A 20,852-nucleotide genomic window follows, 5' to 3' on the forward strand; every position below is an offset into this window, starting at 1 on the left:
ATGTGACGAGAAAGGTGATCCATGACGATCCTGGTGACGGGGGCGGCCGGCAATGTCGGGCGGAACGTCGTGCGGCAGCTGGTGGAAACGGGGCATGAGGTTCGGGCCCTGAGCCGCAGGGCACGAACCGGGGTGTTCCCGGAGGAAGTCCGGGTCCACGAGGGGGATCTCACTCGTCCGGAGACGCTGAAGGACGCCCTGGAGGGCGTCGACGCGCTGTTCCTCTTCCCGGTGGCGGCGACCGCCGGGGAGGTGGTCAGCATGGCGAAGTCGGCGGGCGTGCACCGCATCGTGGTGCTCTCCTCCGGTGCGGTCACCACCGGCTTCGACACCGACTTCCACCTGCCGGTGGAGCGGGCGGTCGAGGCGTCGGGGCTGGAGTGGACGCATGTGCGCCCGGGCGAGTTCGCCATGAACAAGCTGGCCCTGTGGGGGCCGCCCATCCGCGCGGAGCGCGTGGTGCGCGACCCGGCGCCGGACGCCGCGTGGTTCCCGGTGCATGAGCAGGACATCGCCGACGTGGCCGTGTCCGCCCTGACCGAGGAAGGCCACGCAGGGCGGGCGTACACCCTCAACGGCCCCGAACTCCTCACACACCGACGCCAGGTGGAACTCATCGCCGAAGCGATGGAGGAAGAGATCCGCTTCGAGGTGGTGACCCCGCAGGAGGCGCGCGAGATCTATCTCGCGCAGGGTGGCTTCGCGGCGGAGAGCGCTGACTTCCTCCTCGGGTTCGAGGACTACGGCGGCGATGATTCGGACCCGTCACAGGTCGAGGCATTCGATCCCTCGTCCTTCGGTCCTGTGCCGACGGCGGAGGCCGTCACGGGACGGCCCGCCCGCGCCTTCGGGCAGTGGGCCCGGGACCACGCCGAGGAATTCCGCTCCTGACGGGCCCTCGGAGCCCCCACGCAGGGCATGCTCAGGACCCGCCCACGGATCCCTTCTCCTGCGGCTCCGTTACTGATCTCTCAGGCCGTGGGCTGGAACGCCGATGCTCCGTCGCATGATGCGGCGCATCTCGCTCAGCTGTTCCCACAGCTCCACGATCTGAGTGTGCGCATGCTCCAGGGACTCGCCCTCGTGGCGCGGCGGGATGCTGCCGTCAAGACGCTTGAGGACCCCATAGATCCGGCTGAGCCGGCGGTGGACGTCGTCGGCGGCGGTGAGCGCGTCATCCGGGACCCGCATCTGCGCCTCGGAATACCTCGCACGGTGCTCGCGCCGCGCGTCGTCCAGACGCGACCTCAGGTCATCCGTGACGCGGCCGGTCTCAAGCGCGTACGAGAAGTTGTTCAGCTCGGAGTGGTAGTCCAGCGAAGCGGTGTTCAGCATGATGTAGCAGGCCCGGACGGCCTCCTCCATCGCACGCTCCGCCTCGTACTGCCGCTCCTCCGCACGCTGTCGTTCGGAGTGGTCCAACTCCCTTGACTTCGCCTTCTCGGCGAGCCTCTGCGTCATGAGCCCTGACAGGAGTGTGCCGACGATGCCCAGGAACGCGATCACCAGCGGAACCACCGTACTGCTCACCCGGCACCTTCCCTCTCCGGCCCGCTCCGAGTATGGCGGTGTCACGCCGTCGTGCCCGGCAGCCACGCAAGCCGCGACGGTCGGTGAGAACGCCCAGGGGCGGAGATCGGAACTGGGCCGCCGGCGGCGAGGCATCCCGTGCCGGCCCGGGCCGCCCCGCTCGAGTGGCGGGGCGGCCGGGCGTCCGAATCGGGAAGGGGTCAGCTGCCGCAAGCGGCGACCAGTTCGGCGGCCTCCTCCACGAGCGACCGGGCGAGGACGTCCAGGTCGGGTACGGCGACAGCGTCGGCGAGCAGGCCGTAGCAGACGCGGTCCTCGTACGTGGTGATGCCCACGGCAAGGGACTGCCCGGGAGCGAGCGGGGCGAGCGGGTAGGCCTCGCGGACGGGGCTGTCCGCGAGCGTGAGGCCATGGGCGCCACGCAGCGGAACACTGGAGATGAGCAGGTCGTAGAAGAGGCCGCCCGAGCGGGCGATGAGGCCGCCACCGAAGCGGTGGCCGAGGGGCGGGATGACGTCGGCCAGCAGCGCAGCGGCGCCCGGGCCAGTGGCGGGCCCCGCCTGCTTGTTGCGCTCCATGACCTCGCGCACCGCGCGCAGGCGAGTGAGGGGTTCGGCCTCGCCGACGGGTAGCCGGGTCAAATAGCCGGAGAGCCTGTTGCCCGAGGCACCGGGGTCTTTCGGATCGCGGAGCGACACGGGCACGAGAGCGCGGGGGCGTACACCGTCGCTGCCGTCGCCCCGCTTGTCGAGCCAGCGCCGCAGGCCGCCCGCGACCACGGCGAGGAGGACGTCGTTGACGGTGCCGCCCGCGGCCTCGCGGACACGGTTCACGTCGCGCAGGTCGACGATGGCGCCGTCGGCGCGGCGAGCGCCGGTGGAACGGGAGGCGAGGGCGGGCGAGGAGTGCACGCTCAAGGCGGCGCGGGCCATGGCGGAGCCGATGGACAGGGCGCGGCCGGCGTCGGTGACGGCGCCGCGCACCAGGCCGGGCAGCTTGCGCGGATCGGGCAGGCGCAGGCCGAAGCCGTTCTTCTGCGGACGTGGCACATCGGCCGCGGTGGGTGCCCCATCGACGGCGCCGGGGTCCAGGAGCGACAGGGCGTACGACGCCGCGCGCATGCCGTCCGCGTGGGCGTGGTGGAACGTGAACAGGACGGCGAAGGACGTGCCATCCGCGCCGGGCAGTACATGCGCGGCCCACGGCGGCCGCCCCCTCTCCAGGGGCTGCTGCATCAAGGCCCCGGCGGCCACGCAGAAGTCCCGTACGGGCGCGGCGAGGTGTACGTGGTCCAACGGGTCGTAGTCGGGGGCGACATGGCGGGCGGCGGCGCCGACGGGGAGCCAGACGGGCCGGATGCGGGTGTTCAGACCTGGTATTCGGGCGGCGCGGGCGGCGAGCAGGGCGGCGGCGCGCTGGGCGGCGTCCGGGGTATCGGCGTCGAAGACGAAGAGTCCGCCCATGTGAAGTGGGTGGCCGGCGGACTCGATGTTCCAGAAGGCGAGGTCGAGCGGGGCGAGCAGTTCGGGCGCCACTTCAGAGGTCACAGGGTCTCCGAGGTCACAGGGGTATGGGTACTCGCGCGTCGGATGGTGCCGGGGGGCAGTGCTGCTGAACGTAAGCGAACAGAAGTCAATCGCCGTCGATCAGCTACCGTCAAGTGTGGCTCCGGTACCCTGCGTTAACAGCACGCGAAGGGCAGTTGATTTCGGCCCCTCCTGACAGGCCCTTCATTCCCTTGCTCCGGCCCATCGCGGCGCACCCGTTGACCCGGATGGGACTGTGACGTGCGTGTGAGAGGCCCGGCGGGCAGGTCGCGGATGTCCCAGCGGGCCCAGCGGGCGGTGTAGGGCCGGTACTCCCCCAGCGCGGCGTAGCCGCAACGTCTCCCCGGCCTCGATCGCGGCCTCGTTCCGCGCGAACGCCCGCCCGGCTGCCGACAATCAGCGGGGCGCGCATTCCGGGTGCCCCCAGCCTTCGGTCACTTTCGTGATGATCTCGCCTTGCCGTAACCCTTGAAGCAGGCCGGACAGGTGCCCGTGGCTTTGTCCACTTCCAGCCTTCGGTGTTCAGCGCCGTGCTCTCCCGTGGCTCCTCGTCTGGCCTACAGGTCACGCACTTCCGTCCGGGTGGCTCGTTGGGCCAGGCCTTCAGCGTCTTGCCCCACCGAGGATCGCTCCGTGGTCAACGCGTCGCGCGACGCGCAACGCGCGACGACGAGGCCGTGCACCGGGTCCGGCCGCAGTTCGGTCACGGTCACCGGAGCCAGGTCAGGGCGAGCGCCGGTGAGGCCGGCGGCCGTACCGGGTGACAAGGCCGAGGCTGTCGAACGAAGTAACACCGACTGACGCCCTTTGTCCGGTCAGTGCGGTCGCTGCGGCAGTCGGCCGTGTTCGGTGCGCCGTCGGGGGTGAACGCCCGTGAAGTGGTCGTCACGAGCTGCCTACCCCGCCTTGCGCTTGGCGTAGTCGGCGAAGCCCTGCCAGTCGATCACAACGCACGGTTCGTCGCCGACGACCCACGCGTCATGACCGGGCGGGCAGAGCATGCAGTCGCCGGGGCCGAACTCCTCCTCCTGCCCGTCGTCCATGACGACCTTGATGCGGCCCGAGGCGACATAGGCCAGGTGGGGGGCCTGGCAGCTGTCGGTCCCGGCGATCGGCTTGACATGCTGCGACCACCGCCAGCCGGGCTCGAATGTCGCCCGACCCACCGGCCCGGCGCCCAGGTCCACCATTTCCAGTCGCCCCTTGCCGTCCTCGAAGGGGCGCACTTCCTCCGGTGAAGCGAAGCTCTTGCGTACGAGACCGGCCATGTGCCCTCTCCTTGAATAGATCGGCTGTCCTGAACATAGGCACGGGCGCAGGCGCACGGCGAGCGCTGCGAGCCGGGCGGGTGGCCCGGTGACCGGGAGTGGGCCGGCTCCTCCATTGGGCGGGCGTTTCATGGTGCCGATTGAGCGGCCGTTCCCCCGACTGTTGTCCGCCGCACTCGCAGCGAGGTCGACCGGCTTCGGCCCCGAGCTCGGGCTTGCCCCACCGGTGCAGCGGGGGCCGCGACGAGCTGCTGTTCGTCGCGGCCCCCGGGTGGGCGACGCCTCAGCGCCCTCGAAGTTCCTTGTGGGCGCCGTAGGCTTCGATAAAGCCCTGAATCACCTGCATGTCGTCCGCGAAGGATGCGGACTGCCATTTTGCCTTTCTGCCGTCGCGGTGGTGAAGGTCGATCCATACGGAAAGATTCACAATGGAGCTGTCGGAGAAGCTACGCCCGTCCACGTGTAGCGTTATTCTGGCCAAGTCGTGGAAATTGACTATTGCCAGCGGCTTGCTCTCGTTCATGTACTCGATGACGCCGTCAAGGGTGATGACCAGCAGCGGGTTCGGATCATGCGACGTCCCGCGCAAGAAGCCGGATACTTTCCCCCGCTTCTTGGTGAAGACTCGCCAGTTATCCGGCACGGGCCCTTGACGCGCCTGTCCGAGGATCGTTCGTGGATCGGTCATGCCACCCTCCGCGTTTTCCACCACCTGCCGACGACTGCACCCTTTTCCATGATTAACGTATAGCGCACTGGGGCTTGCGGCAAGGCGAATGGCGTGCCGCATAATCGCCCGGCCGAGGCCGACATCTACGGAATCGGGATGCGCGAAAATGCGCGTCCGCCCCCCGTTCACCTACTCCCGGCCGAGCCGGCGGCGTTCCTGGACGGACGTCGCCCCCCGGGTGGTAATCGAGGCGATCCGCACGCAAGGCCACCGCGTGGTCATCTCCCGCGGCTGGGCCGGCCTGCCCCTGACCGACGACCGTGAGGGCTGCGGACGGATACGGAAACGGTCGGCGGTGGGACTCGTTGCCTTGACAGGCCCTGCACCCGGGACCGGCGCCCGGGCCGCACAGGTCACACCCGCCTCATTTTGGATATTAGGTGCGCATTGCACATAATGTATCGAATGTGGGGGCGCATCCTGCTCGGTACTACACGCGATGCTGTTCGCCGCCCGTCCCAGCACCGCCCGGTGCACGAGTGCCAGCGAAGAAAGCATCACCGTGACAGCTACCTCGCCCCACCTCCCCATGCCTGTCATATCCGGCGGGTCCGCCGGCCGTGCCCGCTCCCGCTGGATGCGTGCGGCCGGGTGGGTGCCTCCGGTCATCGGGCTCGGTCTCGGAGTATGGGGGAACACGGCCCCCTCGGCATGGACCGACGAAATCGTCACCATCGACGTGGCTCGGCGGTCCTGGCCGCAGATGATGGAGTTGCTGGGGCAGGTCGATGCGGTGCACGGCCTGCACTACGTGCTGATGTACCTGGTCGGGCAGGCGAACGGGGGGCTCAACGAGTTCACGGCGCGGGTGCCCTCCGCGATGGCGGTGGCCGTCGCGGTAGCAGGCCTGGTGTGGCTGGGGCGGATGCTCGGCGGTCCACGTCTCGGGCTGTGCGCAGGGCTGCTGCTCGCCGTTCTGCCGACCGCGTCGCGGTACGCGCAGGAAGCCCGCTCGTTCGCCTTCGTCATGGCGGTGGCGGTGCTGGCCACGGGCGCCCTGGTGAAGATCCTGTCCAGCCGTGCCCCTGGCCGGTGGCTGGTCTGTTACGCAGTGCTGACAGCCTTGCTGGGCTGGTTCAACGTGCTGGGACTTCTCCTGGTGGCCGCCCACGCGGCCACCATGGTCCTCCGGCGACCCGGCCGCCGCGTCGTCGTGCGTCTCCTGCTGGCGCAGGCCGCGGGCATCGCCGCCGTCGTCCCGCTGCTGATCCTCGGCTCCGCCCAGAGCTCCGCCGTAGGTGAAGCCGCGCCGGTCACCGTCGGAACACCGCTCAGCTACTTCACCTGGCTCCTCACCCCAGGCCAGGACACCCTGCCCACCGTACTGAAGCTCCTGCTCACCCTCACCGCTCTCTCCGCCCTGACGCTCCTCGTGGTGCGCCGGCACAAGGCCCCTCCCCTGGCCCTCGCCGTCGGCGTGCCCTGGCTGGCCGTCCCCCCGCTGCTCCTCATGGCCGTCTCCCTCGGCCACCCCCTCTTCGCCTACCGCTACCTGCTGTTCTGCCTGCCGGCCCTCGCCCTGCTGCTCGCTACGGCCGCCACCGTCGTCCGCCCGCGTCGGCAGCTGGTGCTCGTGCTCCTGTCGGCCGTCCCCATCACCGCGTCCCACCTCGCGATCCGCCAGGAGGACAGCCGCCAATGGGACACCCGAGCCGTGATCAGGACCCTGCGCATCCACGATGCTCCCGGCGACGCCGTGCTCTTCAGCGGCGCCCGGTGCGGCCTGATCGCCACCGCCTTCAAGGAGGCGTTCACAGGCCGCGCCGACCTGGGCACCGCCCGGACGGCCGCCGGCCTCGGCGCCCTGGACAACCTGCCCGCCGACCCGGCCCTTCTGCAACAGCGCCTGGCCCACACGTCGCGCGTCTGGCACATCACCTGCAACCACCTCTCCTCGGGTGCCCGCGAGGCCGCCACCCGCGCCGCCGCAGCCCAGGAACAGGCCCTCGCCCGCGCCGGCTTCTCCCCGGCCCTCCACCACAGCGCCCGCGGCGTCGACATCACCCTCGAACAGCGACCCACGGTCAGCCAGCCCTCCAGCAAGCCCGCCCCCTGACCTCGGAACGCACTTCTACGCCCAGCAGGTCGCGCAGCAGCGGCAGGGCGTAGCCAGTTCCCGCCACAACCGCCGTTACCTACGGCGGAGGCAGATCCGGCACACGATCCCGAACACCGGGACCAGCGGGCCAACCGCCAACGCCGTGAAAGCCGAGGCGGACGGCCCACCGGATACGACCGGGCCTGCTATACCCGCAGGAACGAAGTCGAACGAACCATCAACGCCTTTGAGGGCTTCCGGGCCGTAGCAACCAGATACGACAAGAGGGCGTACGTCTTCCAGGGCACAGTCACCCTTGCCGCGATCCGGCTCTGGCTCTGGCTCCGGTAGGACCTGCTGGACAGTCCCGATCAGGTTCCAGCTCCTACATGTCCTGCAGGAGGGCCGGGGTCATCTGGGGCTGCTTGTTGACCGTGGCGAGGAAATTCCGGCCGGCGCTCATGAGGATGTTGGCTTGAACGGACGCAGGCGGCGGTGGTGGCCGCGTAATTGGTCTATATGATGCGAGAGCGGGCCGCTCCTAGGGCCACCGGACAGATCTTAACTCGATCGGGTAGTCATTCGGTTCGCGCATTGACTGTCTATTGCGCTGGGATGAGCCTGCTTTTAAGGCATTGTCACGCTCTGCCAGGAGGGCAGCGCCATGGCCAACACGCCGTCGGAAAAGAACTCGACCTTCGAGCTGCGCGATGACGCGCCAGCAGCCGAAGCTGTGGGCCCCATCTACACCCGCCGAGGTGACTACGGCGGGCACCACGGAAGGGACAAGTTCTGGTACTACTCGAACGTGATCACCCCCCAGACCCGAGCGTTCGTCTCCGTCTCAGAAGGCCAGGGGGACAACAAGTTCGTAGGCGCCGCCAGTATGTCCGTAGAAAACGTGGCAGCGCGGAATGGTGTGGTGGAGTTCCGGTTGTTCATTGACTGGCCCAGCAACCTGGGCACCGTCGTTGACTTCCTATTCGTCAACCCGTAGGTGAATCCGGGGGAGTTCAAGTTCCCCTCGGACGCGGAGGCAGGGACCCCGGCCCGACCGGGGTTCCTGCACTACCCGGGACCGCGGCACGGCCTCGGCGGCCAAGACCGCGCCGATCCGTCGGACACGCCTCAGGGGCCGTCCGCCACGCGACCCATGTCGCCGGCAGTCGGCCCCCTGGCCCTTCTCCTCCGGAATCAGCCGAAGAGTCTCTGCTCAGTCATGGAAGCCGGGGTTGGTCCACCGGGTCGGGTTGGCCTGGATGTCGTTCCACATCTCGGTCCACCACTGCCGGCCGCCCTTGCCCGTGATCATGGTCAGCACGCGGTCGCCGTCGGCGCCGAAGCTCTGCCGGCGCACCTCGTTGTTGATCTGCTGGATGACGTTCTCGCCCGCCGGGTGCTTGTGGGCGATGTAGTTGAGCAGGAAGGCGGTGGAATCGTAGCCGCGGTTGTAGTCGGTGCCGCGGATGCGGTCGACGCCCGGCTTCTCCTTCACGTTGTAGACGTACTTGCGGTAGTAGTCGGCCTGGCCCTCGTTCAGCCAGCCTCCGTTGGCGGCGTCCTGCACCTGGTGGGTGAGTTCGTGGATGAGTGACCCGGTGTCTCCGGGGTTGTTCATCACGTAGTCGGGGCGCAGGATGATCGACTTCTCGTTGTTGTACTTGGGCTTGGGGTTCGGGTCGAAGACGGCCGCGACGCCGGGGCTTCTGAAGCTCTCGTGTCCGGCGTCGAAGACGACGTTGATGCCGGGCTTCACTTCGTAGGCGCCGCCGGTCATGAATTGCTTGATCTTCCCGTACTGGTCCTGGAGAAGACCTCTGCTCCTGTCGAACCAGGAGCGCAGGGCGTTCGGGTCGTAGCCGCCGGAGTCGACCATCTGCAGCGTGACGGGGACGGCGGGCGTGGGAGGCTGGGCGTTGACCTTGTCGAGGTTCCACTGCTGGGCCTTGTCGCCCGCGTTGCAGGGGCGGGCCGCGGTGCCCAGGTCGGGGAGGCGGGTCAGGCAGGTGTCGCCGCCGGTGCGGTCGCCGCTGTGCAGCAGCCAGGCGCGGCTGTCGGGGAGGTTCTGCAGCCACCACCGCTGGTTGGGTCTGCCGATGTCGTTCCAGGCGGCGACGGAGTTGTTGCCCAGGTCACGGTCGACGGCGTAGTTGGTGCGGGGGATCCTGACGCTCCAGCTCCCGGTGCCGTCGTCGGTGACGGTCCAGGTCTGTTCGGTCAGGTTCTCGTTCCAGTCCTTGACGCGCACGCCCGCACCGTTGCGGGGGCCGTCCCACTGCAGGGCTCCACCCGCGTGGCTGGATATCCGGTAGGTGCCGCCGGATTCCGGCAGGGGTTCGGCGGCATGGGCCGTGGCGGTGAGGCCACCGGTGAGACCGGCGACGGCGGCCAGCACGGTGGCCGTGATCGAGAGGTTGCGCATGCGCATGGACGAGCCTTTCGGCGAGAATGGGATGGGATAGGGAACGCCGTTGCAGACGAATGGCGTTGGCATGAGCGGGCCCGGTCGGTACCGGACCTGCACCTGTGGCTACGGGCGTCGCGCTCCGCTACTGGAGCTTCCACTGCTGGGAGTCGAGGCCGTCCGTAGTGCCGCAGGAGGCGACCGTCAGTTGGCCCTCGCCGCCGGGGGCGCCCAGGCACTGGTCGCCCCGCTTGCTGCGGATCGTGTACCAGCCGGGGCGGCCGGTGGTGGCGCGGAACCGCCAGAGCTGGTTGTCGGATCCGGCTCCGTTCACCCGGTGCGACCAGGCGGTGCCGTTGGAGAAGTTGTAGTCGAGGACGCGGGCGTCGGCCCCGGTGAGGCCCTGCTCCTCGGTGTAGCGGTTCTCTATGAGGAAGTAGCCGTCGCCCTTGTCCCACAGATGCCACTGCTGGTTCCGGCCTCCGGTGGCGTGGTAGCTGTGGACGGCCGCGCCGCTGTCCGTGCGGTAGGCGTAGAGGTCGGCCAGGTTGTTGTTCGCGTTGGTCAACGTCGTGACCTTGTCGTGGCTCGGCCGGCCGCCGTCCGTGCCCTGCACGGAGCGGAAGACGGCGAAGGCCGCCTCGCGCCAGACCGCGGAAGCCGCGTCGCCCCAGTGGACGCTGCCGGAGAAGTCGCCGATCTGGACGGGGCCGCTGTCGAAGGTGTCGCCGTCGAGGAGAGGGCCGCCGCTCGCGCCGCCGGAGAGCTCGGTGTCACCGGTGCAGGGTCCGCCACGGCCCAGGATCTGCGGTGGGTTGTCCGGACCCCAGTAGGGCTCCCTCACACAGGTGTGGAACTGGTTGGAATTGGCGGGTATCCCCGCGATCACCACCTTGCTCGGCAGGGAGGTGATGCCGAACCGGTAGCCGGAGGCACCGACCTTGTCCTGGACGTGGGTGCCGTTCTGGGTGTTGAACGCCAGGAACGCGGTGTCGCTGGTCTGCTGGCCGGCACTGTCGCTGACGACACCGACGGAGCGGAAGGTCCACTTGCCGTACGGGGCGTGCTCGGTGCCGTCGGCGTCCTTGGAATAGCCCGGGGTGAACTCGTACTGTGCCTCGGAGATCATCCGGCCCTGCTTGTCGTGGGGGATGCAGTGGCGCGCCGTGGCGACGACGTCCTTGCTGTCGCTGGCGATCACGTTGCCCGTGCAGAGGCTGAACGACCAGGTGTTGGGGTTCGTCGCGTCCGGCCAGGCGATCCGGATTCGGCCGGTGGTGGCACGCAGCCCGGCCTCGGCCGGGGAACCGGCCGCGAACCGGCTCTTCCCCTTCTGCTGTGGCGCGGCACTCTTCCCCTTCTGCTGTGGCGCGACAGCGGGCGCCTGCACGACCCGCCCGGTGTCCGACTCCTTCGCCCGCGGCGGATCGGCCTTCGGCTTCCAGTCCGTCAGCTTGCCCGTGAACTGGTGCAAGGTGCCGTTCTTTTCGTGCTCGGTCCAGAAGGCACGCTGCTGGGCATCGGTGGCGGCGGCCCGGGCGTAGACGCCGCCGTCCGCCGTCCGCGGGGCGGATGCGGTGGGACCTGCGGCCGGGGTGGTGGCGTACACCTGGGCCATGGGGAGAACAGCGGCCAGGCCGGCTGTGGCGAGCGTCAGCGTGACGACATGTCTGCGCAACGGATGCTCCATCCATCTACGAGTGCGGGTGGTGGTGCCCGGACCGTAGGTGGATCGGTTCAACACTCGATGGACAGCCCCTCCGCGACCAGCCCGCGGCCCACTTCCGCCTGACCGCCCCCCATGGCTCAGCAGCACCGCCTGGCCGGAAGAAGCACCTCCGAGCCTTTGCTGTGCAACTGCTCAAGGGTGGTTCGCGTCAGTTGATCGACGAGGCACGCGTCCGGCAGGAGGGTGGGGCAGCTGTGGAGCTTGGCGAGGTGCAGAGGCGAGCGCTGGAGATTCGCGATCCGTGCAAACTGATCATGGTCGAGGAAGGGGCGCGGGAGGCCGCGCAGCTCGCCGGCTCCGGTGAACCGGCATGAGCCCCTCTACGCCTGGCGAGCCCATAGGCTGGGCGGAACGGCAGCCTTTCGATCTCGGCTCCTACTCCGCCCGGGCACAGAGCGGGCCCTGCTTCGTGTGCGCCTTCCTGAGCGGGCACCCGGATTTCGCTCACGAAACCGTCTTCGAGGACGACGAACACGTGGCCTTCCTGGACCGGTGGCCAACGCTGCCGGGCAAGGTCCTCGTGGCGCCGAAAGCGCATGTCGAGCATGTGATCCGTGACCTCGATGAGGCCGCCTACATGAGGCTGATGCGGGTCGTGCGCACCGTGGCGCTGGCGGTGGAGCGCGTCTTCGCGCCCGAGCGGACGTATCTGCTGTCGCTGGGCAGCCAGCAGGGCAACACGCACCTGCACTGGCACATCGCCGGCCTTCCACCGGGCGTTCCCTACAACCAGCAGCAGTTCGACGCGTTGATGTCCGAGCACGGCGTCCTGGAGTACACCCCGGAGCAGCGCGCCGAGATGGCAGCACGCCTGCGGCGGGAGATTTCGGGGACGCTGTGACCGCGGCAGTGATGCCGGGCAGGTACGAAGTGGTGGTGTTCCTCCTGGCCTCCCCCACCACACCGTTTATCGTTTGTTGAATCCCCTTTCACCGGTGAAGGACACACTCGTGGGAGACGTCGCAGCTACGTCCCCTCGTCTCCGTCCCGCAGAAAGGGATCGTCATGACAACCACGAGCACCAAGCGTCCTTCGGCAGCCCGCCGCCTCACCGCTCTCGCGGCATCCGCAGTGGTCGCCACGGCCGGCCTGCTGTTCGCCGGCGGCACGGCGCACGCAGACATCAACCCCGAGCACACGGAAATCTGGAACGACGAGCCCCTCTACGGGGACTGGCACCTGGACAACGGCCCCGCCAGGCTCATCATGCAAAAGGACGGCAACCTCGTCGTCTACGTCAACGGCAGCCCCCGCTGGAGCAGCCAAACCGTCGGCTGCGGCTCCAAGGCCGTGATGCAGAGCGACGGGAACCTCGTGGTCTACAGGCAGGACGGGTACCCCTGCTGGGACAGTAGGACCTTCCGGGCCGATCGCCCCTACCCGGTGAAGCTCTTCCTCGACTCCAGCGGCACCCTGCTCATCTACGGTGACAACGGCAGACGGTGCCACAGCACGGCGCCGTACAGCATGCCCCTGCCCTGTGACGTGCTCTGGAAATCCTGACGTCCTCCCTCCCGGCCCGGTCACCCGTCACCGTCACCCGTCACCCGTCACCCGGTCGACCATGCTCGCCAGCGACCAGTGCGGCCGGGCGGCGAGCCGTGCCGCCGTCGTGCGCAGCAGTGCCGGGTGGTGCCGGCAGGCCTCGGCCAGGGCCCGTGCGGCGTCCGGTTCGGCCTCGACGCGTGAGGGGCCGAGCACGCGGACGAGCAGGCCGAGTGCGTCGTCCGGGGAGAGGGCACCCAGGGCCAGCCGCCGGGCGCCGGGCAGGAGCCCGGTGAGTGCCCGGCAGGTGACAAGGGCCCCGCATCCCTGATGCCGGGGAACCAGCGGGCGGATGCCGTCGAGGTCCCGCACATCGTCGAGCACGACCATGACCCGGCGCCCGTCGAGCGCCGCCTGGTAGGCCGCGGCCATGGCCGCCTCGTCCTCGGGCACGTCCCCGCCGAGCGCCCGGATGAAGGCGGCGAGGACCCGGCCGGGACGCACCGGCAACGCATGCGAACCGGTCAGGTCGGCGTAGAGCTGACCGTCGGGAAAGGCGTCGCGCAGCCGGTGCGCGACGTGGACGGCCAGGGTGGACTTCCCGGTCCCGGCGGCTCCGTGGACGACCACCGGCCGCCCGGCGGCCCGGCCGTCGGGTGCCAGGGTTTCCAGGAGAAGGCCGGTTTCGGCGATCCGCCCGGTGAAGTCACCGGTGTCGGGCGGCAGGTGGCACGGGCGGACGGGGCCGCGGGGCGCGGAGGGGGCAGGTCCGGCGGGGCTGCCGAGGATCTCCTGGTGCGCCCGCTCCAGTTCGGGCGCGGGGTCGAGGCCGAGCTCCCCGGCCCGGTCCCGGGCCCGGTCGAGGACGGCGAACGCCTCGTGGCGCCGGCCGCTGCGGAAGAGAGCGAGGACGAGCAGTGACAGCACCTGTCCGGAAGGGCCGGAAGGATCCGGGGCTTCCGCCAGAGCGGCGATCTCCGGCAGCACCTCGGCGTGCCGGCCGCGGGCCACGTCGATGGACAGCCTGGCCTCCAGGGCGGCCGTACGGCTGACCGCCAGTCGCTGCCGGATCCGCCCGGCGAGCGGGCCGGGCACTCCCTCCAGAGCAGTCCCGTACCAAAGGTCCAGGCCCTGGGTCAGGAGTGCGTGGGCACCGTCCGGATCGCCCTTCCTGCGGGCGGCCGCGGCCGCCCGTACGGCGTCGTCGAAGCGGTGCATGTCGACGGCCCCGTCCTCGACCGACAGCCGGTAGCCTTCACCGGCCTGGAGCAGGACCGCGCCGGCACCGGCCGGTGAGAAGGCGGGCAGTTGGCGAATGCGGTAGACGTGTGTGGCCAGGATCCGCTTCGGGTGGGCCGGCCAGTGCTCTTCGTCCTCTCCCCATACGGCGTGCAGGAGCTGGGTGGTCGTCAGCGGTCTGCCCCTGGCCGCCAGCAGCGCCGCGAGGACGGCCTGCTGCTGGGGCCGTCCCGCAGGAGCCTCGGTGCCGTCCCGTCGTATGCGCAGCGGCCCCAGCGTCTGAAATCGAACCGTCACTTCTCGCCCTAAGCCGACCGTGTCACCACGGCATTTCGAACAACCGACATCCCATCACACATACACGCCTGCACACCTGCACACCTGCACACCTACGCACTCCCTATGGAACCCAGTCCGTGAGAGAGGAAGCAAGCCATGGAGACGCACGGGGATTCCCTTGCGGGGCGTCGGCCGTCCGAGGCAGTGGCACCGGCATTCCGCTTCTCTCTGCTGGGCCCGGTCCGGGCCTGGCGTGACGACGTGGAGCTCCGCCTGGGCAGACCCCAGCAGCGCGAGGTGCTCGCCATCCTGCTCGGCGCCGCGCGGCGGACGGTGTCGCTGCCCCTGATCGCGGAGGGTGTCTGGGACGAGGCGGACCGGCCGTCCAGACCGGACCAGTCCGTCCGCACCCACGTGTACCGGCTGCGCGGGGTGCTGGGGCACTCCGCCGAGACGCCGCTGCTCGCGACCGTCGGCGACGGCTACGCGCTGCGCGTGCCGGCCGGCGTCGTGGACACCTGGGCGTTCGAGCAGGCGGAGGCGGAGGCCGGGCGCATCCGCGCCGCGGGAGGCACGGCCGAGCAGGCGCGGGACGCCCTGACGAATGCGCTCGGACTGTGGTCGGCCGAGCCGCTGGCCGGCCTGCACGGCCCGCACGCCCGGGCGGAGCGGGACCGTCTCGGCGCCGTCCGGCAGTCGCTGCTGGAGGCCCGCCTGGAGCTCGACGCGGAGATCGGGGACCGGCCGGACCTGCATGCCGAGGCGGGCGACCTGGTCATCGAGTACCCGGCCAGCCAGCGGCTGCGCGGCGTCCAGATGCTCGCGCTCTACCAGGCGGGCCGGCAGGCCGAGGCGCTGAGCGTCTACGAGGACACCCGGCGGTTCCTGGAAGACCGGCTGGCCCACCTCCCGCCGTCCGAGCGCAGGCCGTGCGCCGCCCTGCGGGAGCTGCACCAGCGAATCCTGCGCGCGGAACCCATGCCCGGGGCCGGCGGGCCGGCCCACCCGGCCCTCACCGCGGACGGCGTCCCGGAGGCCCACCGGCTGCCCCCCGGAATCGACGACTTCACCGGGCGGGGCGAGGCGGTCGGCACCCTCACCGGCATGCTCACGCACCCCGGCACACGGGCCATCGTGGTCTCCGCCGTCAACGGCGTTCCGGGCGTGGGCAAGACCACCCTCGCCGTCCACGCGGCGCGACAGGTCACCGAGCGCTTTCCGGACGGATGCCTGTACGCGGACCTGCGCGGTGCCGACCGCGAGCCCCTGGTCACGCAAGCGGTCCTGGCGTCGTTCCTGCGCATCCTGGGCACGGCCGACGACGGGATCCCCGCCGACGGCGACGAACGCCTCGCCCTCTACCGCTCGCTGATGGCGGACCGCCGGTTCCTGGTGCTGCTCGACAACGCCGCCTCCGACGACCAGGTACAACCGCTGGTGCCCGGGTCGGGGGGCAGTGCCGTCCTGGTGACCAGCCGCGCCCGGCTGACCGGGCTGGCCGGGGCGCAGCACCTGCGGCTCGACGTGATGCCGCCCGGGGAAGCGCTGGAGCTGCTGGTCCGGATCGTGGGCGAGCGCCGCTGCGCGGCCGAGCCCGAGGCGGCCGCGGCCGTGGTGGCCGCGTGCGGCCGTCTTCCGCTGGCCATCCGGGTCGTCGCCTCTCGCCTGGCCGCGGAGCCGGGCACGCCCCTCTCGGGCATGGTCCGCCGGCTCGGCGACGAGCACCGGAGGCTGAGCGAGCTGTCCACCGGCGAACTCGCCGTGGAAGCCACCTTCGAGCTCTCGTACTCCAAGCTGTCGCCCGAACAGGGCCGTGCCTTCCGCCTGTTGTCGGCCGTGGAGGCCCCGGACCTCGGCCTGCACTGCGCCGCCGCGCTCCTCGGCCGGGACCCGCGGACCGCCGAGGACCTCCTCGAGTCCCTGGTCGACCTCAATCTCGTGGAGTCCCGGCGGATGGGCCGGTACCACTTCCACGACCTGGTGCGGGTCTTCGCACGCGCCAGGAACGCCCGTGACGGCTCCCCCGCCGGGACGTCCAGGGCCTTCGCCCGGCTGCTGGACTTCTGCCTGGCCACCGCACGTACCGCGGATGCAGCCTCGCACTCCGTGGACCCCGCGGAGCGCCGGCTCATCGACGTGCCGGTGACCGCGACCGGCCTCCGCTTCGGCAGCGCACAGGCGGCGACCGACTGGATGCACGAGGAGATACCCGTCCAGCGGGCGCTGATCGACCGTGCCTGTGCGGACGAGTCCCTGCCGCTGGCCCAGGCGGCCGACCTCGTGGACAAGCTCAACAACGTACTGCCCGGCACTGCCCACCAGACCGGCGTGATCGCCCAGGCCGGGCACGTCGCCGCGGTGGCAGCGGCGCGCGGCGACCGGACGTCCGAAGCCCTCGCCCGCTACGTGTGCGGCAACGCGCTGTGGCACACGAACGCCTTCGCCGAAGCCGAGTCGGAACTACGCCGCTCGATCGCGCTGTGCGACGACGACGGGGGCGACAGGGGCGACGCGCGGCTGCGCGGCTGGGCCCACCTCACCCTGTGCGCCGGCGCGCGCGTCGGCGGCCGGACCGACGAGGCGGTCGAGCACGGCGAGGCCGCCGTGCGGCTCTTCCGCTCCTCTCGCGCCGGGACCGCCGAGGGCACCGCGCTGGGCGAACTGGCGTTCAACTACGCCCGGCAGGAGCGGCTCGCCGAGGCCCGCACCGCAGCCGAGCGGGGCGCGCGCCTGGTGGGTCGAGAGCCCTCGGTGTCCAAGGCGATCGGCCTGTACTACCTGGCCCGCGTGCTGCGCCTGTGCGACGACGTGGGCGAGGCGCTGCACCGCGCCCAGGAGGCGCTGGAGCTGTTCCGGTCCCTGAACGTGCCGGCTTTCGAAGCGGCCACGGGCGCCCTGATCGCCGACCTCCACGTCCAGGCGGGCCGGCACCGTCTCGCGGCGGATGTCGCCGAGACCTTCCTGCCGGTGGCCCGAAGGACGAGCGACATGCTCGAGGCGAGCCTGCTGCGAGCCCTCGCCCGCGGCCTGGACCAGCTCGGCCAGCGCGCCAGGGCCCGCACCTGCCTGGAAGCAGCACTCGGGCTGTTCGAGCAGCGGCAGGCGCAGGCGGACGCCGACCAGACGCGCGCCCTCCTCACGGACCTCGGGTGAGAAGGAACCACGGACAGGGCAATGTCCCCTCACGGGAGGGGACATTGTGGACTACTTGGAGCGCCCCTTGCGGCCCTTCGGTGGCTCGCATTCCTTCGCTGCTGCGATGAAGGGCTTGAGCGCATCATGGAGCTTATTCAGCGAGTCGGGCCCGAGTTCTATCTGGTAATACTGGACAGACGGGACCAGTCTGGTTTCGAATTCGCTGCTTCCGTCCTCATCATCCTTCGCGGCCCCGGCCCGCACTTCCATGCCGGGGACTGCGAACGTGTGCAGATGGACGTCCCCGGTCACGGTCGGATCGAGGTCGTCGTAGGCTTCGACCTTCACCCATGCGTCCTGGGTGATGGACTGGTCTCCCACCGTCAATGTTCTGCCCCCCTTCCGCACGCCCGGCTCGCCTTGCCGCGATTCGTCTACCTCAATAAATCTGGTGCCCATCAGCGCCCCTTCTCAAGTACGACCAAATCCTAGCTGCTGATGGGGAGTTGCACTCAATCGGGAAGACACCGGGAGGGCTCTATGTTCCCAGACATCCTTTAACTGCCGTCTCACCGCGAGTCTGACGGTCAGCCGCACGCCCCGGGGCTCAGGCTCAGCAGTAGAGGTTGCCGCCCGGAGCCGCACCCAGCATCTGGGCGAATCGCTGGTAGCTGTTCACCCGGCTCTGCACCTGGGCGGGGTTGCGGCCGTCGCACTCGACGGTGCCGTTGATGCTGCGGATGGTCTCCCCGAATCCACGGCCGTTGACCATCGCGTCGTGCGGCGTCATGCTGCCGGGGCCGCGCTGGGTGTTCCAGTACCACAGGGCGGTCTTCCAGGAGACGGCCGCGTCGGTCTGGACGAGCGACGGGTTGTTCAGCAGGTTGATTCCGAGGGCGTCGCCCGCCGCCTTGTAGTTGGAGTTCCAGCTGAGCTGGAGCGGACCGCGGCCGTAATAGGCGGCTTGACCGGCCGGGCAGCCGTAGGGCTGGTTCCGGTCGCAGTAGTGGGGATAGTTGGCCGTATTCTGTTCCACGATGTGGACCAGGCCCCCGGTCTCGTGGTCGACGTTGGCGAGGAAGGCCGCGGCCTCCTGCCGCTTGACCTGGTCGCTGCCGGTGTTGGCGAATCCCGGGTACGCGGCCAGCGCCGCGATCAGCCCGTTGTACGTGTAGAAGGAGTTCCGGCCCGGGAACATCTGCTGGAACTGGGACTCTGTCACGGGGAACTTTCCGTCCCCCGGGTTCCCGCCTCCCTGACAGGTGTACGGGTCCCAGTACCACGTGCTGATGAGCGGGTCGTAGCCGGGATTGTCGTGCTCGGCGACGTAGTAGTTGCCGTCCGTGTACCGGACGACCGTGCCCGTCGGATACCAGGTTCCGGCCGCCCAGTTGGGCGCGTTGTCGCACGGGCCGGCGGCACTCGACGGGCCTGCAGCACTCGCCGTGCCGGACGGCACGAGGAGGGCCGCACCGACCAGAGCCAGTACGGCCAGCAGCATGGTGACGAAGCGGTTTCTTCTCATGGCGGCTCCTGTGAAGTCGGATCGCTGAGGTGGCACTCGCTTACTGAAAGCGCGGTGGGGCCGACGGAAGGCGCTGCAGCCGTCGCCCTTGCGCAGTGAATAACTCTTCAACTTCGTTGTCAACGACATGCATCATGGGCGGCCAAACCAGGTGCATTTGGCAATCGGTTCCGGACAACTGTCGCTGCAGGGACTTGCGTCGGCGAGGTCCCGCATGGCACTCATGGACCGAAAGCCGGACGGGTGCCGAAGAAATGCCGCTGTCCTTCGACTTCCTGACCGGTGAGTCGCAACAGCTCCGCGACGCCGGTTTCCGGGGCGCTCGCTCCACGGGTCCGTGGAGTCCGTGGAGTACACCCGCCCGCCATTTACGCCTGAACGAGGAGAGACTCATGCGTGGAAGCAGAGCTGCGCGCTCCGCAGCCGTCGTCCTGGCCGCCGCGGCCACCGGAATTGCCGTCGCCGCGGGACCGGCGGCCGCCGACGTTCCGATCGGCCAGCCGATGAACGGAAAGATGACCTACTACACCGATCAGGGATTCGGCGCCTGCGGGACGGCCATCGACGCGAACTCCCAGGACCTGGTCGCGGTCTCGCCCGCGTGGTGGACCTCCGCCAATCCCAACAACGACCCTCTCTGCAAGGGCATATCGGTCGAGGTCAGCTACAACGGCAAGACCATCAGGGTGCCGGTCAGGGACAAGTGCCTCTCCTGCGACCGCACCCACATCGACCTCGGCCGGCCGGCCTTCCAGAAGCTGGCATCGCTCGACCGGGGCGTGGTCAACGGCATCACCTGGAAGTTCGTGCGCTGATCCCGTGGCCCGTTGAGGCCCGTGGCCCGTTGAGGCCTGTGCCCCGCTGACCCTTGCGGCCCGCTGAGGCCTGCGGCCCGGCCGTGATGCTTGCGGAAGGGCGGCCCGCGATCAGAGCCAGCCGCGCCGGGCCGCCTGGACGCCGGCCTGGAAACGGGTCGTGGCGCCCAGCCGGGTCAGCAGTGCCGAGACCCGGCGCACGACGGTGCGGCGGCCCAGGCCCAGGCGCCTGGCGATCGCGTCGTCCGTGGCACCGCTGGCCATGAGTGTGAGGATCTGCTGGTCGCGGGTGTCGAGCTGCGGGCCGATGCCCGCCGCCGACACCGGAACGGCGAGCTTCCACAGGGACTCGAACACCTTGGACAGCGTCTGGAACAGGCCGGACGGGCGGACGAGGAGGGAGACGAGGCCCGGGTGGTCGTCGGCGATGACGGTGACCACCGCCAGGTCGCCGTCACGGATGGCGAGCTTGATGGGCGGGTCGTCCAGGGCCCGCGCCTGCTCGCCGGCGTCGATCATGCGCGCCATGTTGGGCCCCGCGACCGGGTCGGCGAACGCGGTGCCGTGGTAGATGGTGCGGTAGACGACTCCGGCGGCCATGCGCTCGCGCTGGATCGCCTCCTGCTCCAGGTAGTGGTCGGGCGTCCCGGAGTACGGCGGGACGTCGATGACCCGGAGCTCGTGGCGCGCTGCCAGCTGCAGTTGCCGACTGATCATGAGCAGGCGCGCGGGGTCCTCGACGACCTCCAGCGCGCCGTAGTGACCGACTTCCCGCCGGGCGAACCGGTAGAGCTGCTCCAGCTCCGTACCCGCCCGGCGCAGGGCCGAACGCAGGGCCGCGTCGCGCTGCAGCAGCACCTCGACGACCTGCGTGGGCGGCAGCGCCTCCCAGAGCACCTCCCCGGCGGCGGAGCCCGTAGCCATGACGATGTTCTCGGTGGCGAGTTCCTCCAGCACCGCCGTGACGGCGGACTCGCTCAGACCGGACCGGGCCACCAGCCGCCCCAGGGGCTCGCCCGGGTGACCGACCAGGGACCGGTAGACACGTCCGCGGTCGGAGGCCGGGTCCAACACGTCGTGCACGACTCTCCCCTCGCCGTACTCGAACGCCGGGCACTCCGGCCACCG

General features: G+C 70.0%; 18 protein-coding genes and 1 pseudogene. 9 read left to right on the forward strand and 10 right to left on the reverse strand.

Annotation, left to right across the window (positions count from 1 at the left end; all coding sequences use genetic code 11):
• Window positions 1-21: 21 nt before the first annotated feature.
• Window positions 22-891: an SDR family oxidoreductase gene (locus ACFPP6_RS08385; protein WP_382038700.1), complete on the forward strand. Its 870-nt coding sequence runs from the start codon at window positions 22-24 to the stop codon at window positions 889-891.
• 69 nt (window positions 892-960) lie between these two features.
• Here ACFPP6_RS08385 and ACFPP6_RS08390 read toward each other — a convergent pair whose 3' ends face one another.
• The 4 genes from ACFPP6_RS08390 to ACFPP6_RS08405 form a co-directional block, all read right to left on the reverse strand.
• Window positions 961-1,530 carry a hypothetical protein gene (locus tag ACFPP6_RS08390; RefSeq protein ID WP_382038702.1) on the reverse strand — a complete coding sequence of 190 codons (570 nt, stop codon included), beginning with the start codon at window positions 1,528-1,530 and terminating at the stop codon, window positions 961-963.
• Between the two features lie 200 nt (window positions 1,531-1,730).
• Window positions 1,731-3,065 carry a wax ester/triacylglycerol synthase family O-acyltransferase gene (locus tag ACFPP6_RS08395; RefSeq protein ID WP_382039226.1) on the reverse strand — a complete coding sequence of 445 codons (1,335 nt, stop codon included), beginning with the start codon at window positions 3,063-3,065 and terminating at the stop codon, window positions 1,731-1,733.
• A 908-nt stretch (window positions 3,066-3,973) separates the two neighbouring features.
• Window positions 3,974-4,345 carry a cupin domain-containing protein gene (locus ACFPP6_RS08400; RefSeq protein ID WP_382038703.1) on the reverse strand — a complete coding sequence of 124 codons (372 nt, stop codon included), beginning with the start codon at window positions 4,343-4,345 and terminating at the stop codon, window positions 3,974-3,976.
• Between the two features lie 283 nt (window positions 4,346-4,628).
• On the reverse strand, window positions 4,629-5,033 hold the full coding sequence (locus ACFPP6_RS08405) for a hypothetical protein (RefSeq protein WP_382038705.1): 405 nt from the start codon (window positions 5,031-5,033) through the stop codon (window positions 4,629-4,631).
• Window positions 5,034-5,604: 571 nt separating this feature from the next.
• Between ACFPP6_RS08405 and ACFPP6_RS08410 the strand changes: the two genes are divergently transcribed.
• The 3 genes and pseudogenes from ACFPP6_RS08410 (at window position 5,605) to ACFPP6_RS08420 (ending at window position 8,110) form a co-directional block, all read left to right on the forward strand.
• Window positions 5,605-7,131: a hypothetical protein gene (locus ACFPP6_RS08410; RefSeq protein WP_382038707.1), complete on the forward strand. Its 1,527-nt coding sequence runs from the start codon at window positions 5,605-5,607 to the stop codon at window positions 7,129-7,131.
• Window positions 7,132-7,186: 55 nt separating this feature from the next.
• Window positions 7,187-7,464, forward strand: a pseudogene (locus tag ACFPP6_RS08415) (IS5/IS1182 family transposase); the annotation flags it as partial.
• Window positions 7,465-7,777: 313 nt separating this feature from the next.
• Window positions 7,778-8,110: a hypothetical protein gene (locus ACFPP6_RS08420; protein WP_382038709.1), complete on the forward strand. Its 333-nt coding sequence runs from the start codon at window positions 7,778-7,780 to the stop codon at window positions 8,108-8,110.
• Window positions 8,111-8,326: 216 nt separating this feature from the next.
• On the opposite strand, the gene ACFPP6_RS08425 is transcribed toward ACFPP6_RS08420, so the two are convergent.
• Both ACFPP6_RS08425 and ACFPP6_RS08430 read right to left on the reverse strand, forming a co-directional pair.
• Window positions 8,327-9,541 carry a basic secretory protein-like protein gene (locus ACFPP6_RS08425; RefSeq protein WP_382038710.1) on the reverse strand — a complete coding sequence of 405 codons (1,215 nt, stop codon included), beginning with the start codon at window positions 9,539-9,541 and terminating at the stop codon, window positions 8,327-8,329.
• A 121-nt stretch (window positions 9,542-9,662) separates the two neighbouring features.
• Window positions 9,663-11,195, reverse strand: a complete 1,533-nt coding sequence (locus tag ACFPP6_RS08430; protein WP_382038711.1) for an RICIN domain-containing protein — start codon at window positions 11,193-11,195, stop codon at window positions 9,663-9,665.
• A 173-nt stretch (window positions 11,196-11,368) separates the two neighbouring features.
• Between ACFPP6_RS08430 and ACFPP6_RS08435 the strand changes: the two genes are divergently transcribed.
• From ACFPP6_RS08435 to ACFPP6_RS08445, 3 genes are all read left to right on the forward strand, one after another.
• Window positions 11,369-11,560, forward strand: coding sequence for a hypothetical protein (locus ACFPP6_RS08435; protein WP_382038712.1), 192 nt, complete (start codon window positions 11,369-11,371; stop codon window positions 11,558-11,560).
• On the forward strand, window positions 11,557-12,087 hold the full coding sequence (locus ACFPP6_RS08440) for an HIT family protein (protein WP_382038714.1): 531 nt from the start codon (window positions 11,557-11,559) through the stop codon (window positions 12,085-12,087). The genes ACFPP6_RS08435 and ACFPP6_RS08440 overlap by 4 nt, the downstream gene beginning before the upstream one ends.
• 164 nt (window positions 12,088-12,251) lie before the next feature.
• The gene (locus tag ACFPP6_RS08445; RefSeq protein ID WP_382038716.1) at window positions 12,252-12,749 is read left to right on the forward strand and encodes a hypothetical protein; all 498 of its coding nucleotides are present in this window, start codon (window positions 12,252-12,254) and stop codon (window positions 12,747-12,749) included.
• 33 nt (window positions 12,750-12,782) lie between these two features.
• On the opposite strand, the gene ACFPP6_RS08450 is transcribed toward ACFPP6_RS08445, so the two are convergent.
• Entirely contained in the window at window positions 12,783-14,267 is a 1,485-nt protein-coding gene (locus ACFPP6_RS08450; protein WP_382038718.1) for an AfsR/SARP family transcriptional regulator, read from the reverse strand.
• A 243-nt stretch (window positions 14,268-14,510) separates the two neighbouring features.
• Between ACFPP6_RS08450 and ACFPP6_RS08455 the strand changes: the two genes are divergently transcribed.
• A complete protein-coding gene (locus ACFPP6_RS08455) occupies window positions 14,511-17,402 on the forward strand; it encodes an AfsR/SARP family transcriptional regulator (RefSeq protein ID WP_382038720.1) in 2,892 nt (963 codons plus the stop codon).
• A gap of 51 nt (window positions 17,403-17,453) precedes the next feature.
• Here ACFPP6_RS08455 and ACFPP6_RS08460 read toward each other — a convergent pair whose 3' ends face one another.
• Together ACFPP6_RS08460 and ACFPP6_RS08465 are read right to left on the reverse strand one after the other, a co-directional pair.
• Window positions 17,454-17,843, reverse strand: coding sequence for a hypothetical protein (locus ACFPP6_RS08460; protein ID WP_382038721.1), 390 nt, complete (start codon window positions 17,841-17,843; stop codon window positions 17,454-17,456).
• A 154-nt stretch (window positions 17,844-17,997) separates the two neighbouring features.
• Window positions 17,998-18,909 (reverse strand): glycoside hydrolase family 19 protein, encoded by a 912-nt coding sequence (locus tag ACFPP6_RS08465; RefSeq protein ID WP_382038722.1) that lies wholly within the window; start codon window positions 18,907-18,909, stop codon window positions 17,998-18,000.
• Between the two features lie 392 nt (window positions 18,910-19,301).
• Here ACFPP6_RS08465 and ACFPP6_RS08470 point away from each other — a divergent pair, with 392 nt between their 5' ends.
• A complete protein-coding gene (locus ACFPP6_RS08470; RefSeq protein ID WP_382038723.1) occupies window positions 19,302-19,724 on the forward strand; it encodes a cysteine/serine endopeptidase inhibitor in 423 nt (140 codons plus the stop codon).
• 111 nt (window positions 19,725-19,835) lie between these two features.
• Here ACFPP6_RS08470 and ACFPP6_RS08475 read toward each other — a convergent pair whose 3' ends face one another.
• Window positions 19,836-20,807 (reverse strand): helix-turn-helix transcriptional regulator, encoded by a 972-nt coding sequence (locus ACFPP6_RS08475; RefSeq protein ID WP_382038724.1) that lies wholly within the window; start codon window positions 20,805-20,807, stop codon window positions 19,836-19,838.
• Window positions 20,808-20,852: the final 45 nt, after the last annotated feature.

It is taken from the genome of Streptomyces aureoversilis (assembly GCF_042657885.1).
Lineage (GTDB): Bacteria > Actinomycetota > Actinomycetes > Streptomycetales > Streptomycetaceae > Streptomyces > Streptomyces aureoversilis.

What these genes read in the sequence shown, in the direction of transcription:
- ACFPP6_RS08425 (WP_382038710.1), bottom strand. Translation starts at nt 9,541, where the DNA reads ATGCGCATGCGCAACCTCTCGATCACGGCCACCGTGCTGGCCGCCGTC.
- ACFPP6_RS08440 (WP_382038714.1), top strand. Translation starts at nt 11,557, where the DNA reads ATGAGCCCCTCTACGCCTGGCGAGCCCATAGGCTGGGCGGAACGGCAG.
- ACFPP6_RS08460 (WP_382038721.1), bottom strand. Translation starts at nt 17,843, where the DNA reads ATGGGCACCAGATTTATTGAGGTAGACGAATCGCGGCAAGGCGAGCCG.
- ACFPP6_RS08385 (WP_382038700.1), top strand. Translation starts at nt 22, where the DNA reads ATGACGATCCTGGTGACGGGGGCGGCCGGCAATGTCGGGCGGAACGTC.
- ACFPP6_RS08410 (WP_382038707.1), top strand. Translation starts at nt 5,605, where the DNA reads ATGCCTGTCATATCCGGCGGGTCCGCCGGCCGTGCCCGCTCCCGCTGG.
- ACFPP6_RS08445 (WP_382038716.1), top strand. Translation starts at nt 12,252, where the DNA reads ATGACAACCACGAGCACCAAGCGTCCTTCGGCAGCCCGCCGCCTCACC.
- ACFPP6_RS08400 (WP_382038703.1), bottom strand. Translation starts at nt 4,345, where the DNA reads ATGGCCGGTCTCGTACGCAAGAGCTTCGCTTCACCGGAGGAAGTGCGC.
- ACFPP6_RS08470 (WP_382038723.1), top strand. Translation starts at nt 19,302, where the DNA reads ATGCGTGGAAGCAGAGCTGCGCGCTCCGCAGCCGTCGTCCTGGCCGCC.
- ACFPP6_RS08405 (WP_382038705.1), bottom strand. Translation starts at nt 5,033, where the DNA reads ATGACCGATCCACGAACGATCCTCGGACAGGCGCGTCAAGGGCCCGTG.
- ACFPP6_RS08465 (WP_382038722.1), bottom strand. Translation starts at nt 18,909, where the DNA reads ATGAGAAGAAACCGCTTCGTCACCATGCTGCTGGCCGTACTGGCTCTG.
- ACFPP6_RS08420 (WP_382038709.1), top strand. Translation starts at nt 7,778, where the DNA reads ATGGCCAACACGCCGTCGGAAAAGAACTCGACCTTCGAGCTGCGCGAT.